General features: G+C 60.9%; 26 protein-coding genes and 1 pseudogene. 21 read left to right on the top strand and 6 right to left on the bottom strand.

The genetic code is table 11. The features are described 5' to 3' along the window. Positions 1-298: 298 nt before the first annotated feature. From KQ659_RS16930 to KQ659_RS16920, 3 genes and pseudogenes are all read left to right on the top strand, one after another. A complete protein-coding gene (locus tag KQ659_RS16930; protein WP_216679984.1) occupies positions 299-529 on the top strand; it encodes a hypothetical protein in 231 nt (76 codons plus the stop codon). A gap of 15 nt (positions 530-544) precedes the next feature. Further along, positions 545-787: pseudogene (locus KQ659_RS16925) on the top strand (class I SAM-dependent methyltransferase); the annotation flags it as partial. A gap of 3 nt (positions 788-790) precedes the next feature. Next, complete coding sequence (locus KQ659_RS16920) at positions 791-952, top strand: hypothetical protein (RefSeq protein WP_216688162.1); 162 nt, start codon at positions 791-793, stop codon at positions 950-952. 99 nt (positions 953-1,051) lie between these two features. Here the strand turns inward: KQ659_RS16920 and KQ659_RS16915 are convergent, their stop codons facing one another. Continuing rightward, positions 1,052-1,240 (bottom strand): hypothetical protein, encoded by a 189-nt coding sequence (locus KQ659_RS16915; RefSeq protein ID WP_216688163.1) that lies wholly within the window; start codon positions 1,238-1,240, stop codon positions 1,052-1,054. A 289-nt stretch (positions 1,241-1,529) separates the two neighbouring features. Between KQ659_RS16915 and KQ659_RS16910 the strand changes: the two genes are divergently transcribed. From KQ659_RS16910 to KQ659_RS16895, 4 genes are all read left to right on the top strand, one after another. Then, positions 1,530-1,784 carry a hypothetical protein gene (locus tag KQ659_RS16910; protein ID WP_168672096.1) on the top strand — a complete coding sequence of 85 codons (255 nt, stop codon included), beginning with the start codon at positions 1,530-1,532 and terminating at the stop codon, positions 1,782-1,784. A gap of 24 nt (positions 1,785-1,808) precedes the next feature. Continuing rightward, complete coding sequence (locus tag KQ659_RS16905) at positions 1,809-2,537, top strand: hypothetical protein (RefSeq protein WP_216688164.1); 729 nt, start codon at positions 1,809-1,811, stop codon at positions 2,535-2,537. A gap of 25 nt (positions 2,538-2,562) precedes the next feature. Further along, the gene (locus KQ659_RS16900; RefSeq protein ID WP_216688165.1) at positions 2,563-3,234 is read left to right on the top strand and encodes an SHOCT domain-containing protein; all 672 of its coding nucleotides are present in this window, start codon (positions 2,563-2,565) and stop codon (positions 3,232-3,234) included. Positions 3,235-3,363: 129 nt separating this feature from the next. Beyond that, complete coding sequence (locus KQ659_RS16895) at positions 3,364-4,536, top strand: L-dopachrome tautomerase-related protein (protein WP_216688166.1); 1,173 nt, start codon at positions 3,364-3,366, stop codon at positions 4,534-4,536. Positions 4,537-4,629: 93 nt separating this feature from the next. Here KQ659_RS16895 and KQ659_RS16890 read toward each other — a convergent pair whose 3' ends face one another. Further along, on the bottom strand, positions 4,630-5,016 hold the full coding sequence (locus KQ659_RS16890; protein ID WP_216679990.1) for an RlpA-like double-psi beta-barrel domain-containing protein: 387 nt from the start codon (positions 5,014-5,016) through the stop codon (positions 4,630-4,632). Between the two features lie 561 nt (positions 5,017-5,577). Between KQ659_RS16890 and KQ659_RS16885 the strand changes: the two genes are divergently transcribed. The 8 genes from KQ659_RS16885 (at position 5,578) to KQ659_RS16850 (ending at position 15,969) form a co-directional block, all read left to right on the top strand. Continuing rightward, positions 5,578-8,493 (top strand): 2-oxoglutarate dehydrogenase E1 component, encoded by a 2,916-nt coding sequence (locus KQ659_RS16885; protein WP_216688167.1) that lies wholly within the window; start codon positions 5,578-5,580, stop codon positions 8,491-8,493. Between the two features lie 98 nt (positions 8,494-8,591). After that, a complete protein-coding gene (odhB, locus tag KQ659_RS16880; protein ID WP_216679992.1) occupies positions 8,592-10,247 on the top strand; it encodes a 2-oxoglutarate dehydrogenase complex dihydrolipoyllysine-residue succinyltransferase in 1,656 nt (551 codons plus the stop codon). Between the two features lie 244 nt (positions 10,248-10,491). Continuing rightward, positions 10,492-11,019 (top strand): DUF4126 family protein, encoded by a 528-nt coding sequence (locus tag KQ659_RS16875; protein WP_216688168.1) that lies wholly within the window; start codon positions 10,492-10,494, stop codon positions 11,017-11,019. A gap of 189 nt (positions 11,020-11,208) precedes the next feature. Beyond that, positions 11,209-11,913 (top strand): ABC transporter ATP-binding protein, encoded by a 705-nt coding sequence (locus tag KQ659_RS16870; RefSeq protein ID WP_216686015.1) that lies wholly within the window; start codon positions 11,209-11,211, stop codon positions 11,911-11,913. A gap of 34 nt (positions 11,914-11,947) precedes the next feature. Further along, the gene (locus KQ659_RS16865) at positions 11,948-12,886 is read left to right on the top strand and encodes an efflux RND transporter periplasmic adaptor subunit (protein ID WP_216679995.1); all 939 of its coding nucleotides are present in this window, start codon (positions 11,948-11,950) and stop codon (positions 12,884-12,886) included. Between the two features lie 89 nt (positions 12,887-12,975). Continuing rightward, positions 12,976-14,097 (top strand): ABC transporter permease, encoded by a 1,122-nt coding sequence (locus KQ659_RS16860; RefSeq protein ID WP_216688169.1) that lies wholly within the window; start codon positions 12,976-12,978, stop codon positions 14,095-14,097. 15 nt (positions 14,098-14,112) lie between these two features. Continuing rightward, positions 14,113-15,468: a TolC family protein gene (locus KQ659_RS16855; RefSeq protein ID WP_216688170.1), complete on the top strand. Its 1,356-nt coding sequence runs from the start codon at positions 14,113-14,115 to the stop codon at positions 15,466-15,468. Positions 15,469-15,585: 117 nt separating this feature from the next. Continuing rightward, positions 15,586-15,969: a hypothetical protein gene (locus tag KQ659_RS16850; RefSeq protein WP_216679998.1), complete on the top strand. Its 384-nt coding sequence runs from the start codon at positions 15,586-15,588 to the stop codon at positions 15,967-15,969. A 25-nt stretch (positions 15,970-15,994) separates the two neighbouring features. Here KQ659_RS16850 and KQ659_RS16845 read toward each other — a convergent pair whose 3' ends face one another. After that, the gene (locus tag KQ659_RS16845) at positions 15,995-16,972 is read right to left on the bottom strand and encodes an EamA family transporter (protein WP_216679999.1); all 978 of its coding nucleotides are present in this window, start codon (positions 16,970-16,972) and stop codon (positions 15,995-15,997) included. Positions 16,973-17,108: 136 nt separating this feature from the next. Between KQ659_RS16845 and KQ659_RS16840 the strand changes: the two genes are divergently transcribed. From KQ659_RS16840 to lpdA, 3 genes are all read left to right on the top strand, one after another. After that, entirely contained in the window at positions 17,109-18,767 is a 1,659-nt protein-coding gene (locus tag KQ659_RS16840) for a M1 family metallopeptidase (protein ID WP_226930018.1), read from the top strand. A 93-nt stretch (positions 18,768-18,860) separates the two neighbouring features. Next, positions 18,861-19,973 carry an IS4 family transposase gene (locus KQ659_RS16835; RefSeq protein WP_216688171.1) on the top strand — a complete coding sequence of 371 codons (1,113 nt, stop codon included), beginning with the start codon at positions 18,861-18,863 and terminating at the stop codon, positions 19,971-19,973. Positions 19,974-20,181: 208 nt separating this feature from the next. After that, positions 20,182-21,588: a dihydrolipoyl dehydrogenase gene (lpdA, locus tag KQ659_RS16830; protein ID WP_216680000.1), complete on the top strand. Its 1,407-nt coding sequence runs from the start codon at positions 20,182-20,184 to the stop codon at positions 21,586-21,588. A 93-nt stretch (positions 21,589-21,681) separates the two neighbouring features. Here lpdA and KQ659_RS16825 read toward each other — a convergent pair whose 3' ends face one another. After that, on the bottom strand, positions 21,682-22,044 hold the full coding sequence (locus KQ659_RS16825; protein ID WP_216680001.1) for a DUF805 domain-containing protein: 363 nt from the start codon (positions 22,042-22,044) through the stop codon (positions 21,682-21,684). A 307-nt stretch (positions 22,045-22,351) separates the two neighbouring features. Between KQ659_RS16825 and KQ659_RS16820 the strand changes: the two genes are divergently transcribed. The 3 genes from KQ659_RS16820 to KQ659_RS16810 all read left to right on the top strand — a co-directional run bounded on the left by KQ659_RS16820 (position 22,352) and on the right by KQ659_RS16810 (position 24,257). Next, positions 22,352-23,494: a putative sensor domain DACNV-containing protein gene (locus KQ659_RS16820; RefSeq protein ID WP_216688172.1), complete on the top strand. Its 1,143-nt coding sequence runs from the start codon at positions 22,352-22,354 to the stop codon at positions 23,492-23,494. Positions 23,495-23,597: 103 nt separating this feature from the next. Next, on the top strand, positions 23,598-23,951 hold the full coding sequence (locus KQ659_RS16815; protein WP_216680004.1) for a hypothetical protein: 354 nt from the start codon (positions 23,598-23,600) through the stop codon (positions 23,949-23,951). 51 nt (positions 23,952-24,002) lie between these two features. Then, complete coding sequence (locus KQ659_RS16810; RefSeq protein ID WP_216680005.1) at positions 24,003-24,257, top strand: hypothetical protein; 255 nt, start codon at positions 24,003-24,005, stop codon at positions 24,255-24,257. An 88-nt stretch (positions 24,258-24,345) separates the two neighbouring features. Here the strand turns inward: KQ659_RS16810 and KQ659_RS16805 are convergent, their stop codons facing one another. After that, positions 24,346-24,846 carry a cold-shock protein gene (locus KQ659_RS16805; protein ID WP_216680006.1) on the bottom strand — a complete coding sequence of 167 codons (501 nt, stop codon included), beginning with the start codon at positions 24,844-24,846 and terminating at the stop codon, positions 24,346-24,348. Positions 24,847-24,962: 116 nt separating this feature from the next. Continuing rightward, on the bottom strand, positions 24,963-25,940 hold the full coding sequence (rlmF, locus tag KQ659_RS16800; RefSeq protein WP_226915752.1) for a 23S rRNA (adenine(1618)-N(6))-methyltransferase RlmF: 978 nt from the start codon (positions 25,938-25,940) through the stop codon (positions 24,963-24,965). Positions 25,941-25,942: the final 2 nt, after the last annotated feature.

Raw genomic sequence — 25,942 nt, 5'->3', positions numbered from 1 at the left:
GAGTTGTTTAGAAAGTTGCAAAATGTCCCCGAACGGTCATGCAGAGCGCAGCGAAGCATGACCGTTCGGGGACTTTCTAAACAGCTTCAATATATATTATTCGCTATTTAATGAATAATTTTAGGCTAATCCACTTAATTCGAGCGCACGATGAAATCATCTTCCTTGGTGCGGCTTCTGCCGGCCAGCTTGTTGCTGAGCATGGCCCTGTTCCTGATACTGAGCCCGGCCCGGGCGCAGCAGCCCGCGCCCGCCAAGCCGTAGCCTGCCGCCCATCCCCGGGCTGGGCCCCGACCCCGTGCTGCTCGCCAGCCCCACCGCCGCCCAGCAAGCCGCCTACAACCGTGAAATGGCCGAGCGCACCCGCCAGCGCTGGAACTACCTGCTCATCGATTCGCTGATGCGGGCCCGCGTGCTCAACGAGCAGCCCGATGCCCTGCTGGTCGAAACCGTGAGAAACCTCAGGCCCGGTACTGCCTTCGACGCCGACATGGGCGAAGGTCGCAACGCCATTTACCTGGCCCAGTAGGGCTGGCAGGTAACGGGAGCCGACGTGGCCGAAAAAGCTCTGGATTACGCGCAAAAAAGAGCTACCAGCCTCGGCGTCAAAATCACCACCGAAGTAGCCGACATGGCCCAGTACGACTGGGGTACCAATAAATGGGACCTCATTGTGCTGAGCTACGCCGGCGGCCACGACTACGCCGCCCGCATCAGGCGCGCTCCGAAACCCGGCGGCCTGGTCGTGCTCGAAGCCTTCCACATGGATGCCACCGAAAAGCTGTAGGTAGTGGGCGGCGACTACCGCGTGTTTTTCCAAACCAACGAGCTGCTTACCTTATACAAAGCCGCCGGCCTGAAAATAGTGCGCTACGAAGAGTCCATCGGCACTGCCGACTTTACCTGGCAGCAGCTGCGGCTGGTGAAAATGGTGGCCCGGAAACCACTGTAGCCGTCGGTATATCAAAACAGCGCCTCCCGTAATCGTTTGCGGGAGGCGCTGTTTTTGTGGGGTGACAGCCACTTGGCATCGTTGGAACTGACCAAGAAATCATTTGTCGGCCTTCTTACGGCCCGAGCCGCCGGGTTGTTTCCCGCCGCCGTCGTTTTTATTCACCGTGGCCCAGGCGCGGGCCTCGGCTTCCTTCTCCGAAACGCCTTTCTTCTCGTAGCCGTCTTCAATGTGCTCGGCCTGGCGCTTCTGCTTGTCGGTGTACTTCGATTTATCTCCCTGAGGCATGGCAGTAGTGAAATAAAAGTGAAAAAACCCGGTCCGTAGCACCGGACCACCGGGCTTTTTACGCACGGCAGCGGAGAGGTGTTAGGTCGAGCTTAGACCACAGATTTATCGGATTTTAACGGATGGGAACGGGTTTTTTGGAGTTCCGATTCAAGTGTATTTAAGTCGGAATCGCCTTTCATCCCAAAAATAAGGGCTAGATTCGACCAGCTTTTGGAGGCAGTCTGTTGGGTGGCGAACCCCAAAAAAACTGTTCCCATTCGTTAAAATCCGATAAATCTGTGGTCCTGTGCGTCACGTTGCCGACATCCCCCATCCCGCCGTCAAAATCACGCTCCTGGCCTGGAACGGCAAGTTCCTGCTGAAACTGGAGCAGGGCAACCTGGAACAGACCTATAAAGTGGCCGAGCTCGACCTGCTCACCGGCACCGATGCCGAGGCCCGCGAGCTGCTTGACGACGAATTTCTGGCCGCCGCCATTGCCCGTTTCCAGGCCATGCGCGCCGATTTGCAGGCCGCCTTCGACCGCCACGAGCTGCGCTAACCGCCGTTTTTTACCCCCTGCGTTATGTCTAAAATTTGCTTTCTGCTGCTGATGCTGGCCAGCCTGCTGGCGGGCACCCCGGCTTCGGCTCAGCTCTACGACGTGCGCCCCGGCGACGTGAACTACAACAAAAAGCCCCGTGCCGCGCTCAAAGTACAGGTTGATGGCAAGGCCACCGACGTGCGCGCGTTTTTCCAGGATTGGATGAAGAGCAGCTACAACGTGAAGTTCAAGGCCGGCGGCGTACTGGGGTTCAATAAAAGCGACGTGCTGGTGGCCCGCCAAACCCCCGCCAGCACCATTTCGGGCAAGCTGGTGGACCTTTACGCCACCATCATCGCCCCGTCGGATTCGGTGGCGGAGGTGGCCATTTTCGGTGGGTTCGATGATAATACCTTCTTCGACCCCAGCAGCATCAAAACCGAGTACGATGCCCTGCGCGCCATTGCCCAGAACTTTGCCGGGGCTGCCCGCCTCAAGGCCTACCGCGACATGATTGCCGAAGCCGAGAAGAAGCTCAAAGCCACCGAAAAGGAAAAAGAGCGACTCGAAAAGGAGCAGGCCGCACTGAGAAGCAACACCGAAGCCAACCTGGCCCGTATTGAGGAGCTGAAGAAAAAGAACGCCGAAAACCTGCTGCAATCGCGCACCGATTCGGCTTCGCAAACTAAAAACAACCTGCTGCTCGACGAAAGCCGCCTGCGCCTGCAACGCCGCCGCGACCGCCTTTCGGCCCTCGACCGCAAAAACTAGGCCCACCGCCGGCCGTATTCTGGTCATGGACAACCCCAATTCACCCCTCGACACCCTCCGCCAGCTCAAGGAAATGCTGGATTCCGGGGCCATTACGCCCGCCGAGTTCGAAGCTTTGAAGCAGCGGCTGGTGTTCGCCACGCCTGCTACGCCGGTCCCCCTGGCCGCTCCCGAATTTATCGCTCCCGAGCCGGTGGTGCCGCCTCCGCCCCCCGTGTTCGAGCCCTCGCCCGTAGCGGTTGCGCCCAATGCGCCGCTGGCCGAAGAGCTGCCCACCCCCGCGCACTTCCCCGCCGGCCCCGAACCCCTGCCCGAGCCCGAGCCCGCCTGGCGAACCCGCGACGAGTTTCCGCCCATGGCCGAAGAGCCGGCCCGCAACTCGCTGGCCCTGATTCTCTCCATTGGGGGCGTACTGGCATTTCTGGCGGTGGTGCTGTACCTGAACATGAACCGGCCACCATCGGAGCACATTTCCAGCACCAGCCAAACCGCTGCCGATTCGCTGGCCCTGGCCGTGCCCATCGAAACCGGCCCGCAGGCCGAGCCGTTGCCTACCACCGTGGCCGTTCCCGAAACCGTGCGTGTGGCACCCGCCCATCCTGCACCGGTTGTCATGCTCCGCCCCACGCGCCCGCGCTCGGATTCTGCAGCTGTTGCCCCGCGAACTACCGCTCTGGATTCGGCTGCGCACCAATAAGCCAGCGCCTGTCACGGGCGAGCTTACCCTTGTCTGCTCCAACGTGCGCGCCAGCCGGCCGTATGAGAAACCCCCACCCATCCCGGCTGGTTTTTTTTGCGTTTCCTGCTCTCCTAAACACCACGAAACATGTCTTTTTCCAAGCTGCTCTTGCTCAACGCGGCCGCCGGCCTGCTGCTGGCCGGCTGCTCAGCCCCTTCCGGCAAAGCCGACACGGCCGCTATCGGCTCGGCCCCCGATGCCACCGGCACCAGTGCCGATACGGCCGCCACCAATTCGCCCCTGCAAGTGGTGGCCGAGTTTACCGACCCGCAGATGGTGGGCGTGGCCGTGGCCCCTGGCGGCGAAATATTCGCCTGCTTTCCGCGTTGGGACTACAACCCCGTGTACCCCATTGCCAAAGTGGGCCCCAACAACACCCTCTCGCCGTATCCCAACGCCAGCTGGTGCATGTGGAACGACTCCGTGAAATCGGAACCGCTCAAGCACTGGATTTGCCCCCAAACCGTGTTTGCTGATAAATCGGGCATGGTCTGGATTCTAGACCCCGCCGCGCCCGGCCTGAAGTTTACCGTGCCCGGCGGCCCCAAACTGGTGAAAACCGACCCCAAAACCGGCCAGGTTCTGCTCACCATTCCTTTCCCGGCCGATGTGGCCCCGCGCAAGTCCTATCTCAACGACGTGCGCATCGACCTGCAGAACAACTACGCCTACCTCACTGAATCGGGCACCGGCGCACTGGTTGTCACCGATTTGAAAACCCTGAAATCGCGCCGTCTGCTGGCCAGCCATCCTTCCACCAAAGCCGTGAAAGGCCTGGTCATCAAAGCTGAAGGCCACCCGATGCTCGACCCCCAGGGCAAGCCCGCCCAGTTCAATGTCGACGGCATTGCCCTGAGCACCGACAATACCTACCTCTACTACTGCCCGCTCACCGGTCACACCCTCTACCGCATTAAAACCGCCGTCCTGCGCGATGCCGCCCTAAGCGAAGCCCAACTGGCCCAGGCAGTTGAAACCGTGGGCGAAATCCCCGCCTCCGATGGCCTCGAAATCGACGCCGCCAACAACGTTTACCTCACTTCCTTTGAGCAAAGTGCCCTGTTGCGCCGCACGCCCGCCGGCAAAATCGAAACCGTAGCCAGGGATTCGCGCCTGCAATGGCCCGATACCTACAGCTTCGCCGCCGACGGCAACCTGTACGTGGCCAACTCCGCCATCCACAAAACGGCCACCTGGAACAAGGGCGTGGGCCAGCCCCGCCAGCCCTTCCGCATTTTCAAAATGGCAATGCCGAAATAGGGCAATCGGCGAATTGTTCAAAACGTGAAAAAGGCCGCACCTGACAAGGGTACGGCCTTTTTCGTGCCTTTTATAGAATAGCAATAAGTGTTTTTACAGTACTGCAAGGGGCTGAATCTTCACGCCCTTCTGAAAAATATCGTATTTCTCGCTGGGGTGGGTCAGCACGTCCATGCAGTGGTGGTGGCGGCGGTTCATGGTGTCATGAATGGTGTACACGCCGTCGAGTTTGGGCGAGAGGCCGCGTACGCGCACCTTATCGCCAAATTTGAAAGGGCCGCCCCACGGTTTCAGCAAGTCGCGCGACAGGGCCATCCAGCGCTTTTTGCTCCCATAGTGTGGTTTGATGCGGGAATTGTCAGCCGTGATGAACGGCTCACTGTCCGTTTGGCCGGGCACGGCTTGGTAGGCGGTAGCCGTTACCGTATAAGTAAGGGCGTGGGTGACCAGCTTTTTCGCCTTAACGGCGTGTTTAAGCATGGTTCGGTGCGGTATCAGAAACTCCTCAAGCCCTTTGGCTTCGGCAGTGGGTGTGCTAGGGAAAAGCGGCGTAGTCAGGGCCGCAGCAGCAATAAGTAGGTCGGCTAATAGCTTAACATTATTCATTAAAATGGTATTCGTACGCCCGCCAAAATGCCCGGCGGTATAGGCCCTGCCCGGGCTAAAAACACGGGCAGAAAGTGATTAACGGTTTGATTAGCAGATAAGTTCAGGTGAATCTGAATGCGCAATTCGAAAGCAGCCTGACGGCACGTGAGGGTATTATATAGAAAAAAATTAATATAAATCTGGGGGTGCTTTTGTTGCCCGTTGGACCCTGGCTTTTGGGCTGAGCACACCTGATACAGGAGGACCTACTTAGAAATTAAAACCCGTCATCCTGGCATTTTTCGATAAATTGACAAGCCAAGTCACCGTGCAGGCTAATGAGAGTGAGCGTATGTTGCTGACTATTAAAAAAATTTGTATAGTCGCATACAGGTTTTTGCCTGTATCATAAGCACCTTACTTTTACAGGGCCTTACCTAAGCTGAATTCCCAATGGACTCTTATTCTTATCTAGCCAACGCCGACGCGGTGGCCATCGAAACCCTGTATCAGGCGTACCAGCAGAACCCGGAGTCGGTGGATTTCGGCTGGCGCAAGTTTTTTGAAGGGTTTGACTTCTCGCAGCAGTTTCCCGAAGGTGCCCCCCTGGTGCCCGGCGCGGCCGTCAATGGCAGCGCGCTGACCACGACGGCTTCGCCTGCCCCCGGCCCGCGCCCGCAGCCCGACGACTACGGGGTGCTCAATACGTTGGCCTCGACCAACAACGCGCCCGGCCTGGCCAGCGGTGCACCTGCCTCCGATAAGGAAACGGCCGTGCGCAACCTCATCCATGCTTTCCGCAGCCGGGGCCACCTGCGCGCCAAAACCAACCCGGTGCGCGAGCGCAAGGACCGCAAGCCCCGCCTCGACCTCGCCGATTTCGGCTTGAGCGAGGCTGACCTCGACACGGCCTTTCGCAACGGCGAAGTGCTTGGCCTGGGCGGGCAAGCCAAGCTGCGCGACATCGTGGCCGCGCTGGAGAAGATTTATACCGGCCCCATCGGCTTCGAGTACATGTCTATCCGCGACCCGCAGGTGCTGGACTGGTTTCGCGAGAAAGTGGAGCGCGACTCGCTGGCCTTCAACCCCGGCGCGGAATACAAAAAGCGCATTCTGAAGAAGCTGAACGAGGCCGTGGTGTTCGAAAACTTCCTGCATACCAAGTTTTTGGGGCAGAAGCGCTTCTCGCTCGAAGGCGGCGAAACCACCATTCCCGCGCTGGATGCCATCATCGGCAAGGGCGCGGAGCTGGGCGTGAAGGAAGTGATGATTGGCATGGCCCATCGCGGCCGCTTGAACGTGCTGGCCAACATCATGGGCAAGACGTACGAGCAGATTTTCTCGGAGTTTGAAGGCACCGCCGTGCCCGACCTGACCATGGGCGACGGCGACGTGAAGTACCACATGGGCTACAGCTCGGAAGTGGAAACCAGCACCGGCCTGAAAGTCAACCTGAAGCTGGCCCCCAACCCTTCGCACCTGGAGGCGGTGAATCCGGTGGTGGAAGGTTTCGTGCGGGCTAAAATTGAGCACCAGTACGGCGGCGACTACCACCAGATTCTGCCCATCCTCATCCACGGCGACGCGGCTTTGGCTGGCCAGGGCATCGGCTACGAGCTGACGCAGATGTCGCAGCTGGAAGGCTATAAAACGGGCGGTACCATCCACTTCGTGATTAACAACCAGGTTGGTTTTACCACCGATTTTGAGGATGCCCGCTCGTCGATTTACTCAACGGATTTGGCTAAAATCATCGATGCACCCGTGCTGCACGTGAACGGTGATGACCCCGAGGCGGTGGTGTTTGCCGTGCAGCTGGCGACGGAGTACCGCCAGCAGTTCCACGCCGATATCTTTATTGATATGGTGTGCTACCGCCGTCACGGCCACAACGAGTCGGACGAGCCCAAGTTCACCCAGCCCACGCTCTACAACCTCATCTCGAAGCACCAGAACCCACGCGAGGTCTACAATACCATGCTGGTGCAGCGCGGTGATGTGGATGCCGAGCTGGCTGCCCAGATGGACAAGGAATTCCGCGAAACCCTGCAGGCCCGCCTCGATTTGGTGAAGCAGGCCCCACTGCCCTACAAGTACCAGGCCCTGGAAAATGAGTGGCGCAGCCTGCGCCGCAGCACGCCCGAGGATTTTGAGCAGTCGCCCGAAACCGGCATTTCGGCCGAAAGCGTGGAGAAAGTGGCCAAGGCCCTGACTACGATTCCCGACGGCTTCAAGCCCATCAAGCAGATTGATAACCTGCTGAAGGAGCGCCGCAAAATGTTCTACGAAACCCGCGTGCTGAACTGGGCCGCCGGCGAACTGCTGGCTTACGGCTCGCTGCTGACGGAAAAGCACATTGTGCGCGTGAGTGGCCAGGACGTGCAGCGTGGCACGTTCTCGCACCGCCACGCGGTGCTGCACGATGCCGAAACCTCGGCTCCATACAACTCGCTGAACAACATTGAAGGCGAGAACCAGAAGCTGAGCATTTATAATTCGCTGCTGAGCGAATATGCGGTGCTGGGCTTCGAATTCGGCTACGGCATGGCCAACCCCACGGCCCTGGTGGTGTGGGAAGCGCAGTTCGGCGACTTCGCCAACGGTGCCCAAACCATGATTGACCAGTTTGTGGTGAGCTCTGAGAGCAAGTGGCAGCGCATGAACGGCCTGGTGATGCTGCTGCCCCACGGCTACGAAGGCCAGGGCCCCGAGCACTCTAACGCCCGCCCCGAGCGGTTTCTGCAGCTGGCGGCCGAGAACAACATCGTGGTAGCCAACATCACCACGCCGGCCAACTTCTTCCACGCCCTGCGCCGCCAGCTGACGTGGAGCTTCCGCAAGCCGCTGGTGGTGATGTCGCCCAAGTCGATGCTGCGTCACCCGTTGTGCGTATCGCCGCTGGAGGAGTTCACCGGCGGGCATTTCCGTGAGGTGCTGGGCGATGATTTTGCCGAAGCCAAAAAGGTGAAGCGCGTGCTGCTGTGCTCGGGTAAGGTGTACTACGACTTGCTCGACGAGCAGCGCACTTCTGACCGCAAGGACGTGGCCATTGTGCGCCTCGAGCAGCTGCATCCCTTCCCCAAAAAGCAGCTTGATGCCGAGCTGGCCAAGTACGGCAAAGCCAAAATCTACTGGGTGCAGGAAGAGCCCGAGAACATGGGCTACTGGAACTTCATGCTCCGCTACATGCGCCGCGAGCTGGAAGACGTGATTTCGCGCAAGCCCTCGGCCTCGCCGGCCACCGGCTACAACAAAATCCACGTAAAGGAGCAAAAGGAGCTCGTGGCCCGCGCCTTCGACAAGCCCAAGGAGGCCGTGGCCGATGGCAACATCAAAGCCACTGCCGAAGCCGCCAAGAAGCTGGATTAAGCTGGTGCGGTAAGCTTTAGCTTGCCGTTTCAGCCCCGTACGCGGCTCATTTCAATCAACATCAGAAGAAACTACACTTTCCCACGCCACCCTAGTTTATGGCCCTCGAAATCAAAATTCCCGCCGTTGGCGAATCCATCACCGAAGTCACCATTGCCAAGTGGCTCAAGAAAGACGGCGAGGCCGTGAAGCGCGACGAGGTGATTGCCGAACTCGAATCGGACAAGGCCACGTTTGAGCTGCCCGCCGAGGCGGATGGCATCCTGAAAATCCGCGTGGCCGAGGGTGAAACCATCGGTATCGGCACCGTGATTGCGGACCTGGATGGTGCCGTAACTGGTGCCGCGCCGGCTCCGGCCGCCACTGCGCCCGCCCCGGCCGCTGCCAGCGCCCCGGCTGCCGACCCCATCAACAAAGGCGAAGAAAACCCCGCCGCCAGCGACCAGGCCGGCTACGGCGGCGCGGCCGCTGCGGCTCCGGCAGCTCCCGCTGCTGGTGGGGGCTCGGTAGAGATGAAAATCCCTAACGTGGGCGAATCCATCGCGGAAGTAACGGTGGCTAAGTGGCTGAAAGAGGACGGTGCCCAGGTGAGCCGCGACGAAGTGATTGCCGAGCTCGAATCGGACAAGGCCACGTTTGAGCTGCCCGCCGAGGCAGCCGGCATCCTGCGCCACGCCGTGAAGGAAGGCGAAACCATCAGCATTGGGGCCGTGATTGCGCGCATCGAGGGTGGTAGCGGTGCGGCTCCGGCGGCTCCGGCGGCTCCGGCTCCGGCTGCTGCTGCTGCGGCGGCTCCCGTGGCGGCGCTGGCCTCGGCCCCGGTCGCGGGCGGCGCGGCTACTTATGCTACCGGCGTGCCCTCGCCGGCCGCCGGGAAGATTCTCGATGAGAAAGGCATTGCCGCCACCGACGTAGCCGGGACCGGCCGCGATGGCCGCATCACGAAAGAAGATGCCCAGAATGCCCAGGCCAAGCCTGCTGCTGCGCCCGCCCTCCAAGCCGCTCCGGCAACAGCCCAGGTACCAGCCACCAGCAGCCAGGCAGCCGGTGGCAGCCGCGAAGTGCGCCGCGAGCGCATGAGCAATCTGCGCAAAACAGTGGCCCGCCGCCTGGTAACGGTGAAAAACGAAACGGCCATGCTCACCACCTTCAACGAGGTGAACATGCAGCCCATCATGGACCTGCGCAACAAGTTCAAAGACCAGTTCAAGGCCAAGAATGGTGTGGGCCTGGGCTTCATGTCCTTCTTCACGAAGGCCGTGTGCGTAGCCCTGAAGGAGTGGCCTTCGGTGAATGCCCAGATTGACGGCACGGACATCGTATTCAACGATTTCTGCGACATCAGCATCGCCGTATCGGCCCCGAAAGGCCTGGTGGTGCCCGTGATTCGCAACGCCGAGCAGCTGAGCTTCGAGGGCATTGAGAAGGAAGTGGTGCGCCTGGCCGGCCTGGCCCGCGACAACAAGCTCACCATTGAGCAGATGACCGGCGGCACGTTTACGCTCACCAACGGCGGCGTATTCGGCTCCATGCTCAGTACGCCCATCATCAATGCGCCGCAGTCGGCCATTCTGGGCATGCACAACATCATCCAGCGCCCCATCGCCGAAAACGGCCAGGTTGTGATTCGCCCCATGATGTACTTGGCCCTGAGCTATGACCACCGTATTATCGACGGCCGCGAGTCGGTGTCGTTCCTGGTACGGGTGAAGGAGCTGCTCGAAGACCCCTCGCGTCTGCTGCTGGGCGTGTAGGCACGCGCTGTTAGGTTGAAGTACCCCGAAAGCGGCCGGCAGTTATTGCCGGCCGCTTTTTTTGGTTTCAGGATAGCCCAAAAATCTTGCCCGGCGTTTAATAACATTCTTATTTAGGACTTACGCAGTTGAAGCACTAACTAGCTGAAAAACAGCAATATAATAAATATATGTCTTTAATGCAAGTCGTTGATTTTCAGGTTACATAGCTTTTGAAGTGCGTAAGTCCTATTATTAAGTCGTTATGAAAAACTCCAGAAAGACCCATCGTCCCGCAAAGTTTTGGCCCGTGCTGGGCTTTGCCACGCTTGCCGGCATGCGCAGCATGAGCGCCCCAGCTTTCCTGAGCCACTACTTTTCGCGGCAGCCACACGCGGGCCTCGAAGATTCGCGGCTACGTTTTTTGCAAAAGCCCATGACCGCCGATTTGCTGAAATTGCTGGCCGCTGGTGAAGTGGTGGTGGATAAGCTGCCGGGCACGCCCGACCGCATTGCCCCGCCGCCCCTGTTGGGCCGGCTATTGTCGGGGGCGCTGGTGGGGGCAGCCTGGTACCGGTCGCGCCAGGGCAGCGCCCTGCACGGTGGTATGCTGGGCGGGCTGGTGGCCGTGGCATCCTCATTTGTGAGCTATGCACTGCGTACTGGCATCAGCGAGCAGGCCGGGGTGCCCAGCGCCCTGGTAGGGGCGGGCGAAGATGCGTTGGTAATAGCGGGTGGTGCCGCCCTGCTGCACGGCCAGCAGCCACCCCACGGCGAGTGGCGACCATTGTGATTGAGCGTAATAAGGGCTTGATAGCATTCATAAAATTTGCCGGGACAAGCGGGTAGATTCTCGTTTCAGTATTGGAAAAGCAACGGCGCGTGTAAGAATTTGGGAATAATAATATTTTATAGCATATATTCATTATAAATGCTATGATAATCAAAGCAGTCTCAAAAATCGAAACGTGCGTGCAAAGCAATGGCAACCAGCGAGTACGTAGCCCAGCTTCGGCAGGCCAGCAAAGTCTACCAAACCGGCGATACCACCATTACGGCGCTGGCCCCGAGCGACCTCGACCTGCGGGCGGGTGAGATGTTGCTTATCGTCGGGCCTTCGGGCTCGGGCAAAACCACACTGCTCTCCCTGTTGGGTTGCGTGATGTACCCCACCAAGGGGCAGGTGCTGGTGAATGGGCACGATATCAGTCAGCTCACCGAAAGCGAATTGGCAGAGCTTCGGCTTCATACCATCGGCTTCGTTTTCCAGAGCTTCAACCTGATTCAACCCCTGACGGCCGAAGAAAACGTGTTGTTGCCGCTGCGTTTGCAGCAGGTGCCTTTGCCTGCGGCCCGCGCCCGCGCGGCCGCGGCCCTGGCCCTGGTTGCCATGACTGACCGGGCCCGGCAGCTGCCCAAAGAGCTTTCGGGGGGGCAGCAGCAGCGCGTGGCCATTGCGCGGGCCCTGGTAACCGAGCCCACGCTCATTCTCTGCGATGAGCCCACGGCTTCGCTCGATGCCAGGTCGGTGGAAGTAGTAATGCGCGAGCTGAAAACGCTGGTGCAGCAGGGTAAAGCCCTGGCCGTGGTAACGCACGACCTGCGCCTGCGAAGCTTCGCCGACCGGATTGTGTACATGGACGAAGGCCGCGTGACCGACGTGCCCCAGCCCGATGCGCTGGTGTAGCCCCCTTTTTAATAACCTATAATCGACCTGAGCTATGCGCCTGCTGCTGTTTCTGATGCTACTGCTGGCAGCCTGTGGAAAGGCCGGGAACGACGCGGCCAACCCCGGCCGGGAAGGCTTGGCGCAGCAACCCGCCCTGGTGCGCGAAGTAGTGGCGCTGGGCCGGGTAGAGCCCGAAAATAAGCTCATTGGCCTGGCGGCCGAGGTAAGTGGGGTGGTGGCGGCCCTGCATGCGGCCGAGGGGCAGCGCGTGGAAAAAGCGCAGCTGCTACTTACGCTGAACGAGGCCGTGGAGCAGGCCCAGGTGACGCAGGCCCGCAGCCGCCTCGCCACCCAGCAAGCCCAGATTGCCGCCGATGCGGCGACCCTGCGCAGCGCCGAAGCGCAGGCCACCAACCTGAGCCGTACCGCGGCCCGCGTGCGTGAGCTGGCCCGCCAGGGAGCTGAAACGCTACAAAGTCGCGACGATGCCCAAACCGAGTTGACCACGCAACAACAGGAAGTAGCCCGCTTGCAGGCCCTGCTGCACAGCGCTCGCCGGCAGTTCGAAGCGCTGCAGGCTGATGTGGCGGTGGCCACCGCCCGGCTGGCCCAGCGGCGAGTATTGGCTCCGGCGACTGGTCGCTTGCTGAAATGGGATGTGACCGTGGGCAGTAGCGTGGGCACTGGCACCGTTCTGGGCGATTTTGCTCCGGCTGGCCGCATCACCGTGCTCTGCGAAGTCGATGAGCTGTTTGCCGACCGGGTGCGGCCCGGCGAGTCGGCCTACGTGCGCCCCCTGGGCGGTACCAGGCGGCTGGCCCGTGGCACGGTGCTGTTTGCCGCGCCATACCTGAAGCAGAAGTCGCTGTTTGCCGGGACGGCCGGGGAGGCCGAAGACCGACGGGTGCGCGAAGTGCGCGTGCTGCTAACGCAGGGTGGCGACTCGCTACTGCTTAATAGCCGGGTCGAATGCGTGATTCAACTACCCTAAAAAAGCGCATCATTAGCCCAGCGTTTTGGCTGCTAAAAAGGTTTTTTTAAAGAAGTAAGGCATTGTAAATCAAATTAATATTCCGCCTAATGCTGCACATTGCCCTGCAATTTATTCGCTACGATAAGGCCAAGAGTATTGGTACGCTGCTGGGCATTATCATCAGCCTGTTTTTGGTGGGGCAGCAAAGCGGCGTGTTCGTGTTCCTGACCAATGCCATGTCGAGTCTGGTCGATAATACCGCGACCGACCTGTGGGTGGTCGATAACCGCACGACCAATGTAAATGCCCTGGCCAAGCTAGATATTCGTCTGCTGCGCGAAGTGGGTAGTTTGCCGGGCGTGCGCCGGGCCTATGCGTTGGTGGTGGCTGGGGGCGCGGCCAGTTTTCCCAACGGCACCAGCGCCGGCGTACAAATTATTGGTTCCGAGGCCCCATTGTTTCGGGCTGGGCCGAAGGAACTGGTGCAGGGCGCTTTTGCCGACCTGATACCGGACGGAGCGATGAGCTTCGACCAGTTCGACCGCAAAACCCTGGGCGGAAGCAGCGTGGGCTCGGTATTTGAGATTGGGGGCAAGCGCGTGTACCTGGCTACCATGAGCAAGGGCCTGCGCGGTTTCGGGGCGGTGTACCTGTTCACCACTTTGGAGCGGGCGCGTTACCTGGGTAATGTGCCCACCACCCAGCTCAGTGCCGTGCTGGTGGATGTGCAGCCGGGGGCCGACCCCATTGTGGTGCGCGACCGCATCAATCGCAGCCTCTATGGCGTGCGGGCCTGGCGGCCCCGCGACTTTGCCCTGGCGACCAAAAAAACGGTGCTCGGTACCTCCGGTATTGCCGTCAGCTTCGGCTCGCTGATTGCCTTTGCAGTGATATCCGGTTTTTTTATCATCGGGCTGACGCTTTATTCGGCTGCTATCGACCGCCTCAAGGACTATGGCACGCTCAAGGCCATCGGGGCTTCCAATGGCTACGTGGCACGGCTTATATTGCTCCAGGCGCTGATTTTTGCGGTGGTAGGCTTCGGCCTGGGCTATGCCCTGATTGAAGGCTTCCGTTTCGGGATTGGTAAATCGGGGGTGCTATTTAGCTACCCCTGGGTGCTGCGGGGGGCATTTTTGGGCATCACGCTGCTCATTAGCATGGGCGGGGCAGTATTTGCCATTCGGCGCATCAGCGGGGTGGAGCCCGCCAGTGTTTTTCGCGGCTAATTCCTTTCTCTGACTATGCGGCGACTTTGGCTCTTGGTTGTATTCTTCGGCACCTCCCCTGGTTGGGGGCAGGCGCAGCCGGCCGGGCCACTGCGCCTGAGCCTGCCGCGAGCACTGGCGCTGGCCCAGGTAAGCCGGGGTAGCTACCAGAACCTGCAGCTGGAGGAGCAGGTAGCCGCCCAGGCCGCCCGGGCCGTGCGGGGCCTGTACGCTCCTAAGCTCGGCGCAGCTACCGACCTGCGCTACAACATTATTTTGCCTACCAGCATTATCCCCAACTTCGCCAACCCCACATCGGGCGAGCGGGTGCCGGTTAGTTTTGGTACGGTGTATCAGGCCAGCGCCGGCCTCACCTTCAACCAACCTCTCTACGATGCCAATGCCCTGGCCCAGAGGCCGGTAGCCGCCCTCACGCAGCAGCTGGCCGCCAATGCGAGTTGGCAGGGGCGGGTAGCTTTGGTGGTAGCCGTGAGTCAGGCCTACTACGAAGCGTTGCTGCGCGAAACCCAGCTGGCCTTTGCCCGAGCAGATGCGGTGCGAGCCCAGGCCGCCTACCGCGACCTGGCTGCCCGCCAGCAGGTCGGCCGCGCCCTGGCCAACGAGGTAGACCAGGCCCATCTGGCCCAGCGCAACGCGTCTCTGGCACAGGCCGTTGCCCAGCAGTACATTGGCCTGAGCAAGCAGCACTTGCTGGCCACGCTGGGCCTGCCACCCAACTACGTCGCCAACCTCCAGCTCACCGATTCGCTGCCCCAGCTATTGCGCCGCTATGCCGATACCACCGCCTGGCAGGAGACCCCGCCAGCTCTACAGCGGCGGCCCGAATTCCGGCAGGAGCAGCTGAATGCCGACCTCGCTGCGGCCAATTTGAGCGCCGAGCGCCGCGGCTATCGGCCCACCGTGGGCCTGACGGGCTACCTGGGCGCCAATGGCTTCAACGATAATTTCCTGCAAACCCTGCACCTGGGCCGCTGGTTTGGCAATGCCTACGCGGCCGTGCAGGCCAGCGTGCCACTACTCGACGGGTCGGCTCGTGCCACTCGCCTCGAAACCCAGCGCCTGCGCCAGCAGCAGGCCCGTAACCGCCAGGCTGACCTGCAGCAAACCATTGGCTACGAAGTGGCGAATGCCCGCACGCAGCTGCAGCTAGCCTGGCAAACTGTGCAGGTGAAGGAAGAAAATATAGCCGTGACGGCCCGTAGTGCCGAGCTGACAGCGCTGCGCCAACAAGCGGGGCGCGCCCTGGGCCGCGAAGTGCTCGCCGCCGAAGCAACGCGCCAGCAGGCGCAACGGGAGTATCTGCAGGCCGTGTACGATTTCCTTATTGCTCGTCTTGAATACCAGCGCGTTACCGGTACGCTAACCGATTAAGGCACTACCGGCGGCCGCGCGCGCCCACTGATATCAGTCATCGGTTGGCCTGAGCCGGCTCATCGGAATAGCCGCCAAACCGGCCGAAATTCAGGCAACACTCTACCTCGTCCGACAATGAGATACTTTCTGATAGGCGCAGCTTTGTGGTGGGCGCTGGCCGCCCGGGGGCAGGTGGTGGTGCAGGTAGGGCCGCCACTTTGGGGGCCGCCCACCCCGGTGGGCACGCAGTACTACTACATTCCCGAGGCGCAGGCTTACTACGATTTGGCCAACCGCTGCTTTTTTGTGTTTCGGGGTAATACCTGGGTTTGCATTCCCGAATTTCAGGTGGTGTACTGGCCCGGCCATTTCCACGGGATAGTGGTGGGCTACCGGGGGCCGCAACCCTGGCTCCTGATTGACCGGCACCGGCGCATGTACCTGCCGCCGCTGCCGCATGGGCCGCGCCGGGCACCAGCCGTTCGGCCCTCGCCCCGCCGCCCCGGCCGTATCCGATGATGGCTGATTATCAGCAGGAAGGATGTCAGGAAGCCACGGATGTTTCGGGTGCCGGAGCTAGGGCTACTGGAGCTGTTACCGCCACTTTACGGCGACCACCCAGCAGCACCAGCACCACGGCCAGCACAATCAGGCCCGCGCCGATAAGCATTTGGGGGTTGAGGATTTCGCCGGCGAAGGCCCAGCCCAGCAGCACGGCCACCACCGGGTTCACAAAGGCGTAGGTGCCGGCCAGGGCGGGCTCGACCACGCGCAACAGCCAGATATAAGCCGAAAAGGCCACAATGGAGCCAAACGTGACCAGGTAGGCATACGCCAACCACGACTTGGTCGTCACCTGGGCCAGCTCGAAACCCGAGGCTTCGCCCCGGCCCAGGCCCAGCAGCAGCATGGCAATGCCGCCGCACAGCATTTGCATGCCGCCCGAGGCGAAGGGCGACGGGGTAGGCCGGTGGTTTTTGGCATAGAGCGAGCCGATGGACCACACCAGCGCGGCCACCAGCACAATGCTCATGCCCAGGCCCGTGTGGCCGGGCTGTTTCACGGGGGTGGCGGCGGGGTGGGCGGCCAGCAGGTACATGCCGGCCATGCCCGCGCCCAGCCCCAGGGCTACCCACTTGGTGGGCCGGGGCGCAATGCCGCTCAGCCAGCCCAGTACCGCCAGAAACATGGGCACCGTGGCCACCAGCAGCGCCGTGATGCCGCTGGGCAAATACAGTACGCCAAACGTGGTACCGCCATTGCCGAAGCCCAGCAGGCAAACGCCGATTATGGCCGCGTAGCCCCAGCCCTGGAGGGTAGGGGCCGGCTCGCCGCGCCAGCGCATAAACCCGTAGAGTAGCCCTCCCGCAATGCCGTAGCGCGTGCCGGCCATGAGCAGCGGCGGCATGCTGGCCACGGCAAACTTCATAACCAGATAAGTGGAGCCCCAAATAAGATAAACCAGCGCAAAGGCCGTGAATAACGCGGCCCGCGAAGGCGCAGCCGAACCAGAATCAGACATAAATAGAAGTAATAGTGCCGCAAAATTACGCCGCCGTCCCGCTGTCCCAAGCCATACCGCCCCGTCTGCCACAAAGTTTGCGCTCCCGAAACGCCGGCCTTGCAGATTGCTGTTGTTGTTTTGCATGATGAACCCAATGAAGCTGCTCCTTCCGCTGCTGTTATTGCTAGCGACCCTGCAACCCGCCGTCGCCCAGCTCCTGCAGGCCCAGCCCGAAGCCTTCACCCGCGCCGATTCCCTGCGCGGCGGCCAAACCCCGCTCCGCACCTGCTACGACCTCAATTACTACCACCTCGATGTGCAGCTGGACCCGGCCCAGCGGTTTATCAGCGGCTCCAACCTGTTCCGATTCACCGCCACGCGGGATTTCACGCGGCTGCAGTTCGACCTGTTTGCCAACCTGAAGGTGGAAAAAGTGCTGTACCGGGGTCGGGAATTACCCTTCACCCGCGAGGCCAATGCCGTGTTCGTCACCTTTCCCCAGGCCATTGCCAAAGGCAGCCGCGACGAGTTCACGGTGTACTACTCCGGCAACCCTACGGTGGCCAAAAAAGCTCCCTGGGATGGCGGGATGGTCTTCGCCCAGGATGCCGCTGGCCGGCCTTGGATTGCCACCGCCTGCCAGGGTACGGGGGCCAGCATCTGGTGGCCCACCAAAGACCAGCAGGCCGATGAGGTTGATTCCATGCTCATCAGCATCAGCGTGCCCACCGGCCTGCGCGATGTGTCGAACGGCCGCCTGCGCCGCACCACCAAACTCAAAAATGGCTACACCCGCTTCGATTGGGCCGTCACCAACCCCATCAACAACTACGATGTGGCTCTGAACGTGGGCAGCTTCAAGCACTTTTCCGACGTGTACCAGGGCGAAAAAGGCCCCCTCACGCTCGACTACTGGGTGCTGCCCGAAAACCTGGCTAAAGCCAAAACCCAGTTCGAAGCCAACGTGAAACCTATGCTCAAAAGCATGGAGCACTGGTTCGGCCCTTACCCTTTTTACCGCGACGGCTACAAGCTCATCGATGCTCCCCACCTTGGCATGGAGCACCAGAGCGCCGTGGCCTACGGCAACAAGTACCAAAACGGCTATCTGGGCAAAGACCGCAGCAACACCGGCTGGGGCTTGAAGTGGGACTTCATTATCATCCACGAAAGTGGCCACGAGTGGTTCGGCAACAACATCACCAGCCAGGATATTGCCGATATGTGGGTGCACGAAAGCTTCACCACCTACTCCGAAGCCCTGTTTGTGGAAAGCCAGTTCGGCAAGCAGGCCGGCCAGGAATACATCCACGGCCAGCGTCGCAACATCTCAAACGATGGCCCCATCATCGGCCCCTTCGGCGTGAACAAGGAAGGCTCCGGTGATATGTACGACAAGGGCAGCATGATGCTGAACACTATCCGCACCGTTCTCAACGACGATGCGAAGTGGCGGCAGCTGCTGCGCGGCCTCTCGGCCAAATTCTACCACCAGACCGTGACCGGTCAGCAAATTATCGACTACTTCAATCGGGAAAGTGGCCGGGACTTCACCAAAATCTTCGACCAATACCTGCGCCACCGCAGCCTGCCGGTGCTGGAAATCCGCTTCGAAGATGGCAAGACCCTAGCTCGTTGGGTGGCCGACGTTGACAAGTTCGATATGCCGGTGCGGGTGTGCCTGAAAGGCGGCGAGTATCAGTTTATCACGCCTACGACCAAGTTTGCGGAGATGAAAGAGTTGGCGGGGGCAACCAGGGAAACGCTGGAAGTGGACACGTTCAACTACTACATCGGCGTGCTGGTGGAGTAGCGAAAATCTACTCTACCCTACTATTTTTCAGGTACAAAAACGGGGCAGCCCGACCTTTGGGGTTACGACACCACCAAAAACCCGTTCTGCCCCGTGAAGCAACACTTCGCCGCTAAAATTACGACGCTTTTGCAACAGGCCCCGTTTGTGGGCCACTTGTCCCGCCAAAAGTTTGTGGGCCAGTTTATTCTTGGCCTGATAAAGAGCCGCAACGTGCAATTCGGCGAGGTGGCCCAGCACCTCAATGACGCGGCCAAGCCCGCCTCGAACGAAACGCGCATTCAGGACTTTTTCCGCGAAGTAGACCTCAATTACGTACTGGTGGCCAAGCTTTTACTGAGTTTGTTGCCTGCGCAAGGCAAGCTGCGCTTATGCCTCGACCGCACGGAGTGGGACTTCGGCCAGTGCCAGGTGAACATCCTGCTCGTCACCGTCGGCACGGGCGAGGTCCACGTGCCCCTTTATTGGCACCTGCTCGACAACCGCAGCGGCAACTCCAACGCCGCCGACCGCATCGCCGTGCTCGAAAAATGCGTGGCCTTGCTGGGCAAAGACCGCATCGGCTTGGTCGTGGGCGACCGGGAATTTGTCGGCCATGCGTGGCTCAAGTGGCTCAAAGACAACGGGCTTAATTTTGTCATGCGCCTGCCCAAGCACCACTGCCTGACCCACGCCGACGGCCGGCGGCAGGCCGTGGCCGACCTGGGCCTGGTGCCGGGGCAGGTGCGCCGCTTCGCTCACGTGCAGGTCGACGGGGTTTGGGGGCAGGTCTGGGTCGAGGCCGTGGCGGCGGACGCGTTTGTCTTCCTGTTTGCCACGGCCGGCCTGAACCACCTCGAGCAACTCTATGCCAAGCGCTGGACGATTGAGCAATGCTTTCAAAATCTGAAAGGGCGGGGCTTTAACCTGGAAGCCACCCACTTGCGCTGTTTCCAAAAGCTGCGCAAGCTCGTGGCCCTGGTCAGCCTGGCCTACGCGTTTTGTCTGGGCGTGGGCGCGGCCGCCCACGGCGGCCGCCAGCCCATTGCCCGCAAAAACCACGGCTACCGGGCCGCCAGCCTGAGCCGCCACGGCCTCAATCTGCTCCGCCAACTCGCCCGCCCGCTGACCCTGCCCGAGGACCCATTGGCCCGCTTGGTTGAAACGCTACCGAACTGGATTACGAGGCAACTTGCTAAAAATCAATTACTAAAAATAGTAGGGTAGGGTAGCGAAAATCAAGAAGAACGTCATGCTGAGCGCAGCCGAAGCATCTCGCCTGTTGTAGTAACTCAATCGTTCAACGATGCGAGCGAGATGCTTCGACTGCGCTCAGCATGACCGTTCTTTTATTCGGCCCAACCCTCAAAACCGCCCCACCCGCATGCGCTGTGCCGTACCTTCGCACGAGCGTACAATCATAGAATATCCCCTCATGAATCAATACGACGTCACCGTCATCGGCTCCGGTCCGGGCGGCTATGTAGCCGCCATCCGCTGCGCCCAGCTGGGCCTCAAAACGGCCCTCATCGAGAAATACCCCACCCTGGGCGGCACCTGCCTCAACGTGGGCTGCATCCCCAGCAAAGCCCTGCTCGATTCGTCCGAGCACTACCATAATGCTCATTCGGTGTTTGCCGAGCACGGCATCGGCCTCGACAACCTGACGGTGGACATGAACCGCATGATTGACCGCAAGGCCGGCGTGGTGAAGGCCAACGTGGAAGGCATCGGCTACCTGATGAAGAAGAACAAAATCGACGTGCTGCAAGGTCTCGGCTCGTTCGTGGATAAAACCCACATCAGCATCGCGCCCATCGCGGGCGGCGAGCCTCAGACCATCGAAACCAAAAATGTCATCATCGCCACCGGCTCCAAGCCCACGGTGCTGCCGTTCATCGCCCAGGACAAGGAGCGCATTATCACCAGCACCGAGGCCCTGAACATCCGCGAAGTGCCTCGGCACATGGTCGTAATTGGCGGCGGCGTAATTGGCCTCGAAATGGCCTCCATCTACGCCCGCCTCGGCGCGAAAGTATCGGTGGTGGAGTTCCTCGATTCGCTCATCCCAACCATGGACCGCGGTCTGGGCAAGGAGTTGAAGCGCGTGCTGGGCAAAATCGGCATCGAGTTTTTTCTGAGCCACAAAGTGACCGGTGCCACCCGCGAGGGCGACAGCGTGACCGTGACCGCCCTCAACCCGAAAGGGGAGGAGGTGACCTTTGAGGGCGACTACTGCCTGGTGGCCGTGGGCCGCGCGCCCTACACCGCCGGCCTCAACCTCGAAGCCGCCGGCATCGAGATGGAAGAGCGTGGCCGCATCAAGGTCGATGCCCACCTGCAAACCAACGTGCCCGGCATCTACGCCATCGGCGACGTGGTGCGCGGGGCTATGCTGGCCCACAAGGCCGAGGAAGAAGGCGTGTTCGTGGCCGAAACCATCGTGGGCCAGAAGCCGCACATCAACTACCTGCTCATCCCCGGCGTGGTGTACACCTGGCCCGAAGTAGCGGGAGTGGGCTACACCGAGGAGCAGCTTAAGGAGCAGGGCAAGGCCTACAAAATCGGCAGCTTCCCCTTCAAAGCCAGCGGCCGCGCCCGCGCCAGCGGCGACACCGACGGCTTCGTGAAGGTGCTGGCCGACAAAACCACCGACGAAATCCTGGGCGTGCACATGATTGGCCCGCGCATCGCCGACCTCATCGCCGAAGCCGTGACCGCCATGGAGTTCCGCGCCTCCGCCGAGGATGTGGCCCGCATGAGCCACTCGCACCCCACCTACGCCGAGGCCATGAAAGAAGCCTGTTTGGCGGCTACCGAGAACCGGGCCATTCACATGTAGTGCCTGCGTTCATTTTAAAAGAAACCGCCGTAGCTACCTTGGTCGCTACGGCGGTTTCTTTTTATGACAAGTAATCCGCACAAGCTTTACTGCTTAGTAGGCAAATTCTGCTTTGGGGTTTAGGCCATATTCATTGCTACTGTCGGTGCCTTCGGTGCAGTAGAGCACCAGCAGCCAGATAGCCCCTACTAATGGCACAAAAACGATAAGCGTAAACCAGCCGCTTTTTCCCACGTCGTGAAGTCTTCTAACGCCTACGGCCAGGCTGGGAATGAGCACCGCGAGCGAGTATAAGCCAGAAATTGCGCCAGAGCCGGAGCCAAACAACGAGTAGTCGGCTATTCCTGCGGCGATGGAAAACAGGATGTTAAACAACACAAACATCCAGTACTCTTTTCGGCGGGCGCGGCCATTGAATACGGCGTAGTTTCTTAAAACATGTAAAAAGTATTCCATTGGGTAGAATGGGGTAGAATTTCCTAATCATAAGGCTTTTCGGTGACGCCCCGTTTTTTAGAGTGGGTTCTGGGCTCCACTTTAGGCAGCAAGGTATGGATACAAGTTGAATGCTTGAGGAAAGCACGAATATTAGTAGTAATCTGCACGAATCGCGAAAATGCGGCAGGGTGCGGGGGCGAGCCCTCCGGGTACGACCCCGCGCCCTACTACCGAAGCCGACACCCCTCCCTCCGAAGCCCTGGTCGCTGCTTTAGGGGCTGATGATGCGCTGTTTGCCTGGTGGGCTCGCCGCGCGTCCCCACCTTTGCCTCATGCTTTCGGAACCCACCTACCTCACGGCGCGCATGGCGGCCCCCATGCTTGTGAAGTCCACTTTGCGCGGCACCGGGCGGCCAGCACTGAAAATGCCGCCCGGCTGGCCGCCCCGCCCGAAACGCAGTGGATAGAGGCCGTGATTGACGTGGCCTTCTGGGCCAGCCTGGGCCGGGAGGAGGGCTACTCGCCGCGCATCTCGCTGGCGCTGCTGCCGCAGGAGCAGGCCCGGCAGCCGCTGGTGTTTGGCCAGCGCCGCCGCCTCACGCCCGCCAACCTACTCAAGCTGGCGCCCGCCGTGGAGCAGCCCGGCCTGCACCTGGGCGTGTGGCACGATGCCGACGGCCTCTACGTGTGGGGCACGGCCACGCGGGTGCCGCCGCTGTGCTTCGTGCTCGAAGTAGTAGAGCCCGGCCTGCTGGTGGTGAAGCACCGCCGCGCCGGCGGTTTCGGCAAGTTTGTGAACGTGGCCGTGCTGCGCGGCGACTACCTCCAACTCGTCGACGAAGGGCACGGCTTCCTCGACGATTGCCCGGCCCTGCGCGCCTTCCTGCCCGGCCGCAGCCTGCCCGCGCCCGATACCGGCGAAGCCGACAATGTGCTGCTGGATCTGGCCGCCGCCATGCGGGCCCACGGCCGGGGCGGCTTGGTGCTGGTGGTGCCGCCCGGCTCCGGCCAGTGGCAAGCCTCCATCGTGCAGCCCCTGAGCTATTCCGTGGCCCCGGCCTACACCGGCATCCGGGCGGTGCAGCGGCCGGGGCAGTCGAAACGTAAGTGGCAGGCGGCATTGCGGCGCAACATCGGCATTGTGGGCGGCTTCACGGCCGTGGATGGGGCCACCGTCATCACCCGCGAGTACACGCTGCTGGCCTTCGGGGCGAAGGTGGCGCGGGCCCATGCCAGCACGCCCGTCGAGGCGATGGTGCTCACCGAGCCGGTGGTGGGCAGCGAGCCCCGCCACCTGCACCCGGCCCAGAACGGCGGCACCCGCCACCTGGCCGCCGCCCAGTTTGTGCACGACCAGCACAACGCTATTGCCCTGGTGGCCTCGGTCGATGGTTTTTTTACGGTTTTCGCGTGGTCGGCATCATTGCAGCAGGTGCACGCGCACAAGATTGACGTGCTGCTGCTGTAACGACGCGGTGCAACAAAACGGCAACCTTCCGGCGGCCGCTTGCGAATACCCTAAGGCTGCTGCACTGCCGACTTCTCTGGCGCCGCGTATGCTGTTCATTATTATGGCTTTTCCTTTTCAATTCCTGCTGGAAACCGTTTTACCACAACTTCTCATGGGCAAAGACAAAAAGAAGCACTCGAAAAAGGATAAGGCCTCGGATGATATGCTGGAGGTCGCGGCCCAGTCGCTCAAGAAGTTCCGCAAGGTGACCAGGCAAATTTCCAAGCTCAGTACCGGCCAGAAGCTGGTGGGCGGTCTGGCCCTGGCTGCCGCCGGCCTGGCCTACCTGGCCGCCCGCAAAACCGACGATGCTGCTGCTGCTGCCCCCGAGGCCCAGCCAGAAGCCGGGGAAGCTGACGCACCGGCCGCTCCCAAGCGCCACCGCAAAGCACCCAAGCATTTTTCCGAAGAATAGCCGGTGGCAAGCGCCCGCCCGATATCCTATCACCTTCAATCAACCCGCACCATGAAAAAGGCCAAAGACAAAGCCGCGAAAAATAAATCAGCCAAGAAGCAAAGCCTGCTCGGCGGGGCGGCCAAATCCCTCAAGAAGCTGCGCAAAAGCAAGCTCACCACAACCCAGAAGGTATTGGCCGGCGCTGCCCTCGCCGCCGTGGGCCTGAGCATGCTGGCAAAGCGCAACGGTAAAAATGGCGCTGAGATAAGCTCCGACACCGCCGCCGCTGAGGACAACCTGGCCGCGATGGACGCCAACGCCTAAGCCGGGCCAGCTCCACGTGAAAGCCCCGCTTCCGAAGCTGTTGCAGCTTCGGAAGCGGGGCTTTCACGTAACGTCAGTCGGTGGGCTACTACTCGGCGGGAGCGGGGGCAGGGGCGGCCGGGGGCGGCGTAGCGCTGGCCTTTTTCACGCGCACAGCGTTGGGGCCTTTGGCACCCATTTCCACTTCAAAATTTACTTTGTCGCCTTCCGAGATGGGGCCACCGGCCAGGCCGTTGGCGTGCACGAAAATGCTTTCCTGGGTCACCGAATCCTTGATGAAGCCGTAGCCCTTCGAATCGTTGAAGAAAGTAACCGAACCGGTGCGGACGGTGTCCTCCGGCTCGCGGTCTTCTTGCTTGGCAATGCTGATGCGAATGTCCTCGTCCTTGATGATACGCTTCTTGGTGGGGTCGGGCGGGGTGGCGGTAATGTTGCCGTTTTCGTCCACGTAGGCAAACATCTCCTCTAGCGGCGCACCGCTTTTGGCGTTGGCCTGACGCTCCGCTTTGCGCTCTTCCTTCTCGGTTTTCTTCTTCGCGCGCTTCTTCTCGTTGTCTTTCTTACCAAATGTCTCTTGAGACCTACCCATAGTTTTTTGCTGCTAAATCTGTTGTGTCCGGCCCTTCTAATTGGAGTAGTAGAAGTGCGCAGACGGGTGTATTGTTACGAAGATACGCAATATACAAAGGCCGCAGTGAGATAGCACTATTGCGCCGCCGCCCACCGGGTTTTTCGCCAGGCTTCCTGCTGCGCGAGCGAGAGAAATGTCCAGGCTACGAGGCGGCTTTTTTTCTGGCCTTGGGCCATTTCGATGGTCCGAACGGTGGTGGCGCCGGCCGTTTGCAGGGCACGGTACAGGCCGGGCAGGGTTTCTTTTTTGGAAACGAGCGACGTGAACCAATAGCTGGCGCGGGGCCGCCGGCCGCTTTCCTGCACCATACGCCGGATGAAGCCGGCCTCGCCGCCCTCGCACCACAATTCGTTGTTCTGACCGCCGAAGTTCAGGACCGGCCGGGGGCCGCGCCCGGTGCCCAGGCCAGTCGTTTTGCGCTGCGAGCCTGCCGCCGCCGCCGCTGCCGAGGCGTGGAACGGCGGGTTGCACATCGTGAGGTCGAATACTTCGCCGGCCTGGATGAGGCCGTCGAAAATGCGGGTGCGGGACGGTTGCAGGCGTGCTTCGATGGACCCGGCCAGGCTGGGGTTGGCGGCTTCAATCTGCTGGGCGGCGCGTACGGCCACGCCGTCGATGTCGGAACCCACGAAGTGCCAGCCGTATTCGCGCCGGCCGATGATGGGGTAAATGCAGTTGGCGCCCACGCCCACGTCCAGTACTGTTATTTCTTCGCCGGGCGGGAGCACGCCGCCGTTGCTTTCGGCCAGCAAGTCGGCCAGGTAGTGCACATAGTCGGCGCGGCCGGGAATGGGTGGGCACAGGTAGCCTTTGGGAATATCCCAGTGCTCGATGCCGTAGAAATGCTTGAGCAGGGCTCGGTTAAGGGCTTTTACGGCGGTGGGGTTGGCGAAATCAATCGACAGGCTGCCGTGGGGATTGGGGCGTGCGAAGGCTGCCAGCTCCGGGCTGGTCTTGCTCAGCAGCGGGAAATCGTAAGGGGCGCGGTGCGGGTTGCGCGGGTGCAGCTGGTCTTTTTCGGCCAGGGGAGGGGTAGCGTCGGGTTTCATCATGG

Source organism: Hymenobacter siberiensis (assembly GCF_018967865.2).
GTDB classification, from domain to species: Bacteria; Bacteroidota; Bacteroidia; order Cytophagales; family Hymenobacteraceae; genus Hymenobacter; species Hymenobacter siberiensis.
The sequence above is the reverse complement of the archived record's forward strand: the minus strand, read 5'-3'. Positions and strand labels throughout refer to the sequence as shown.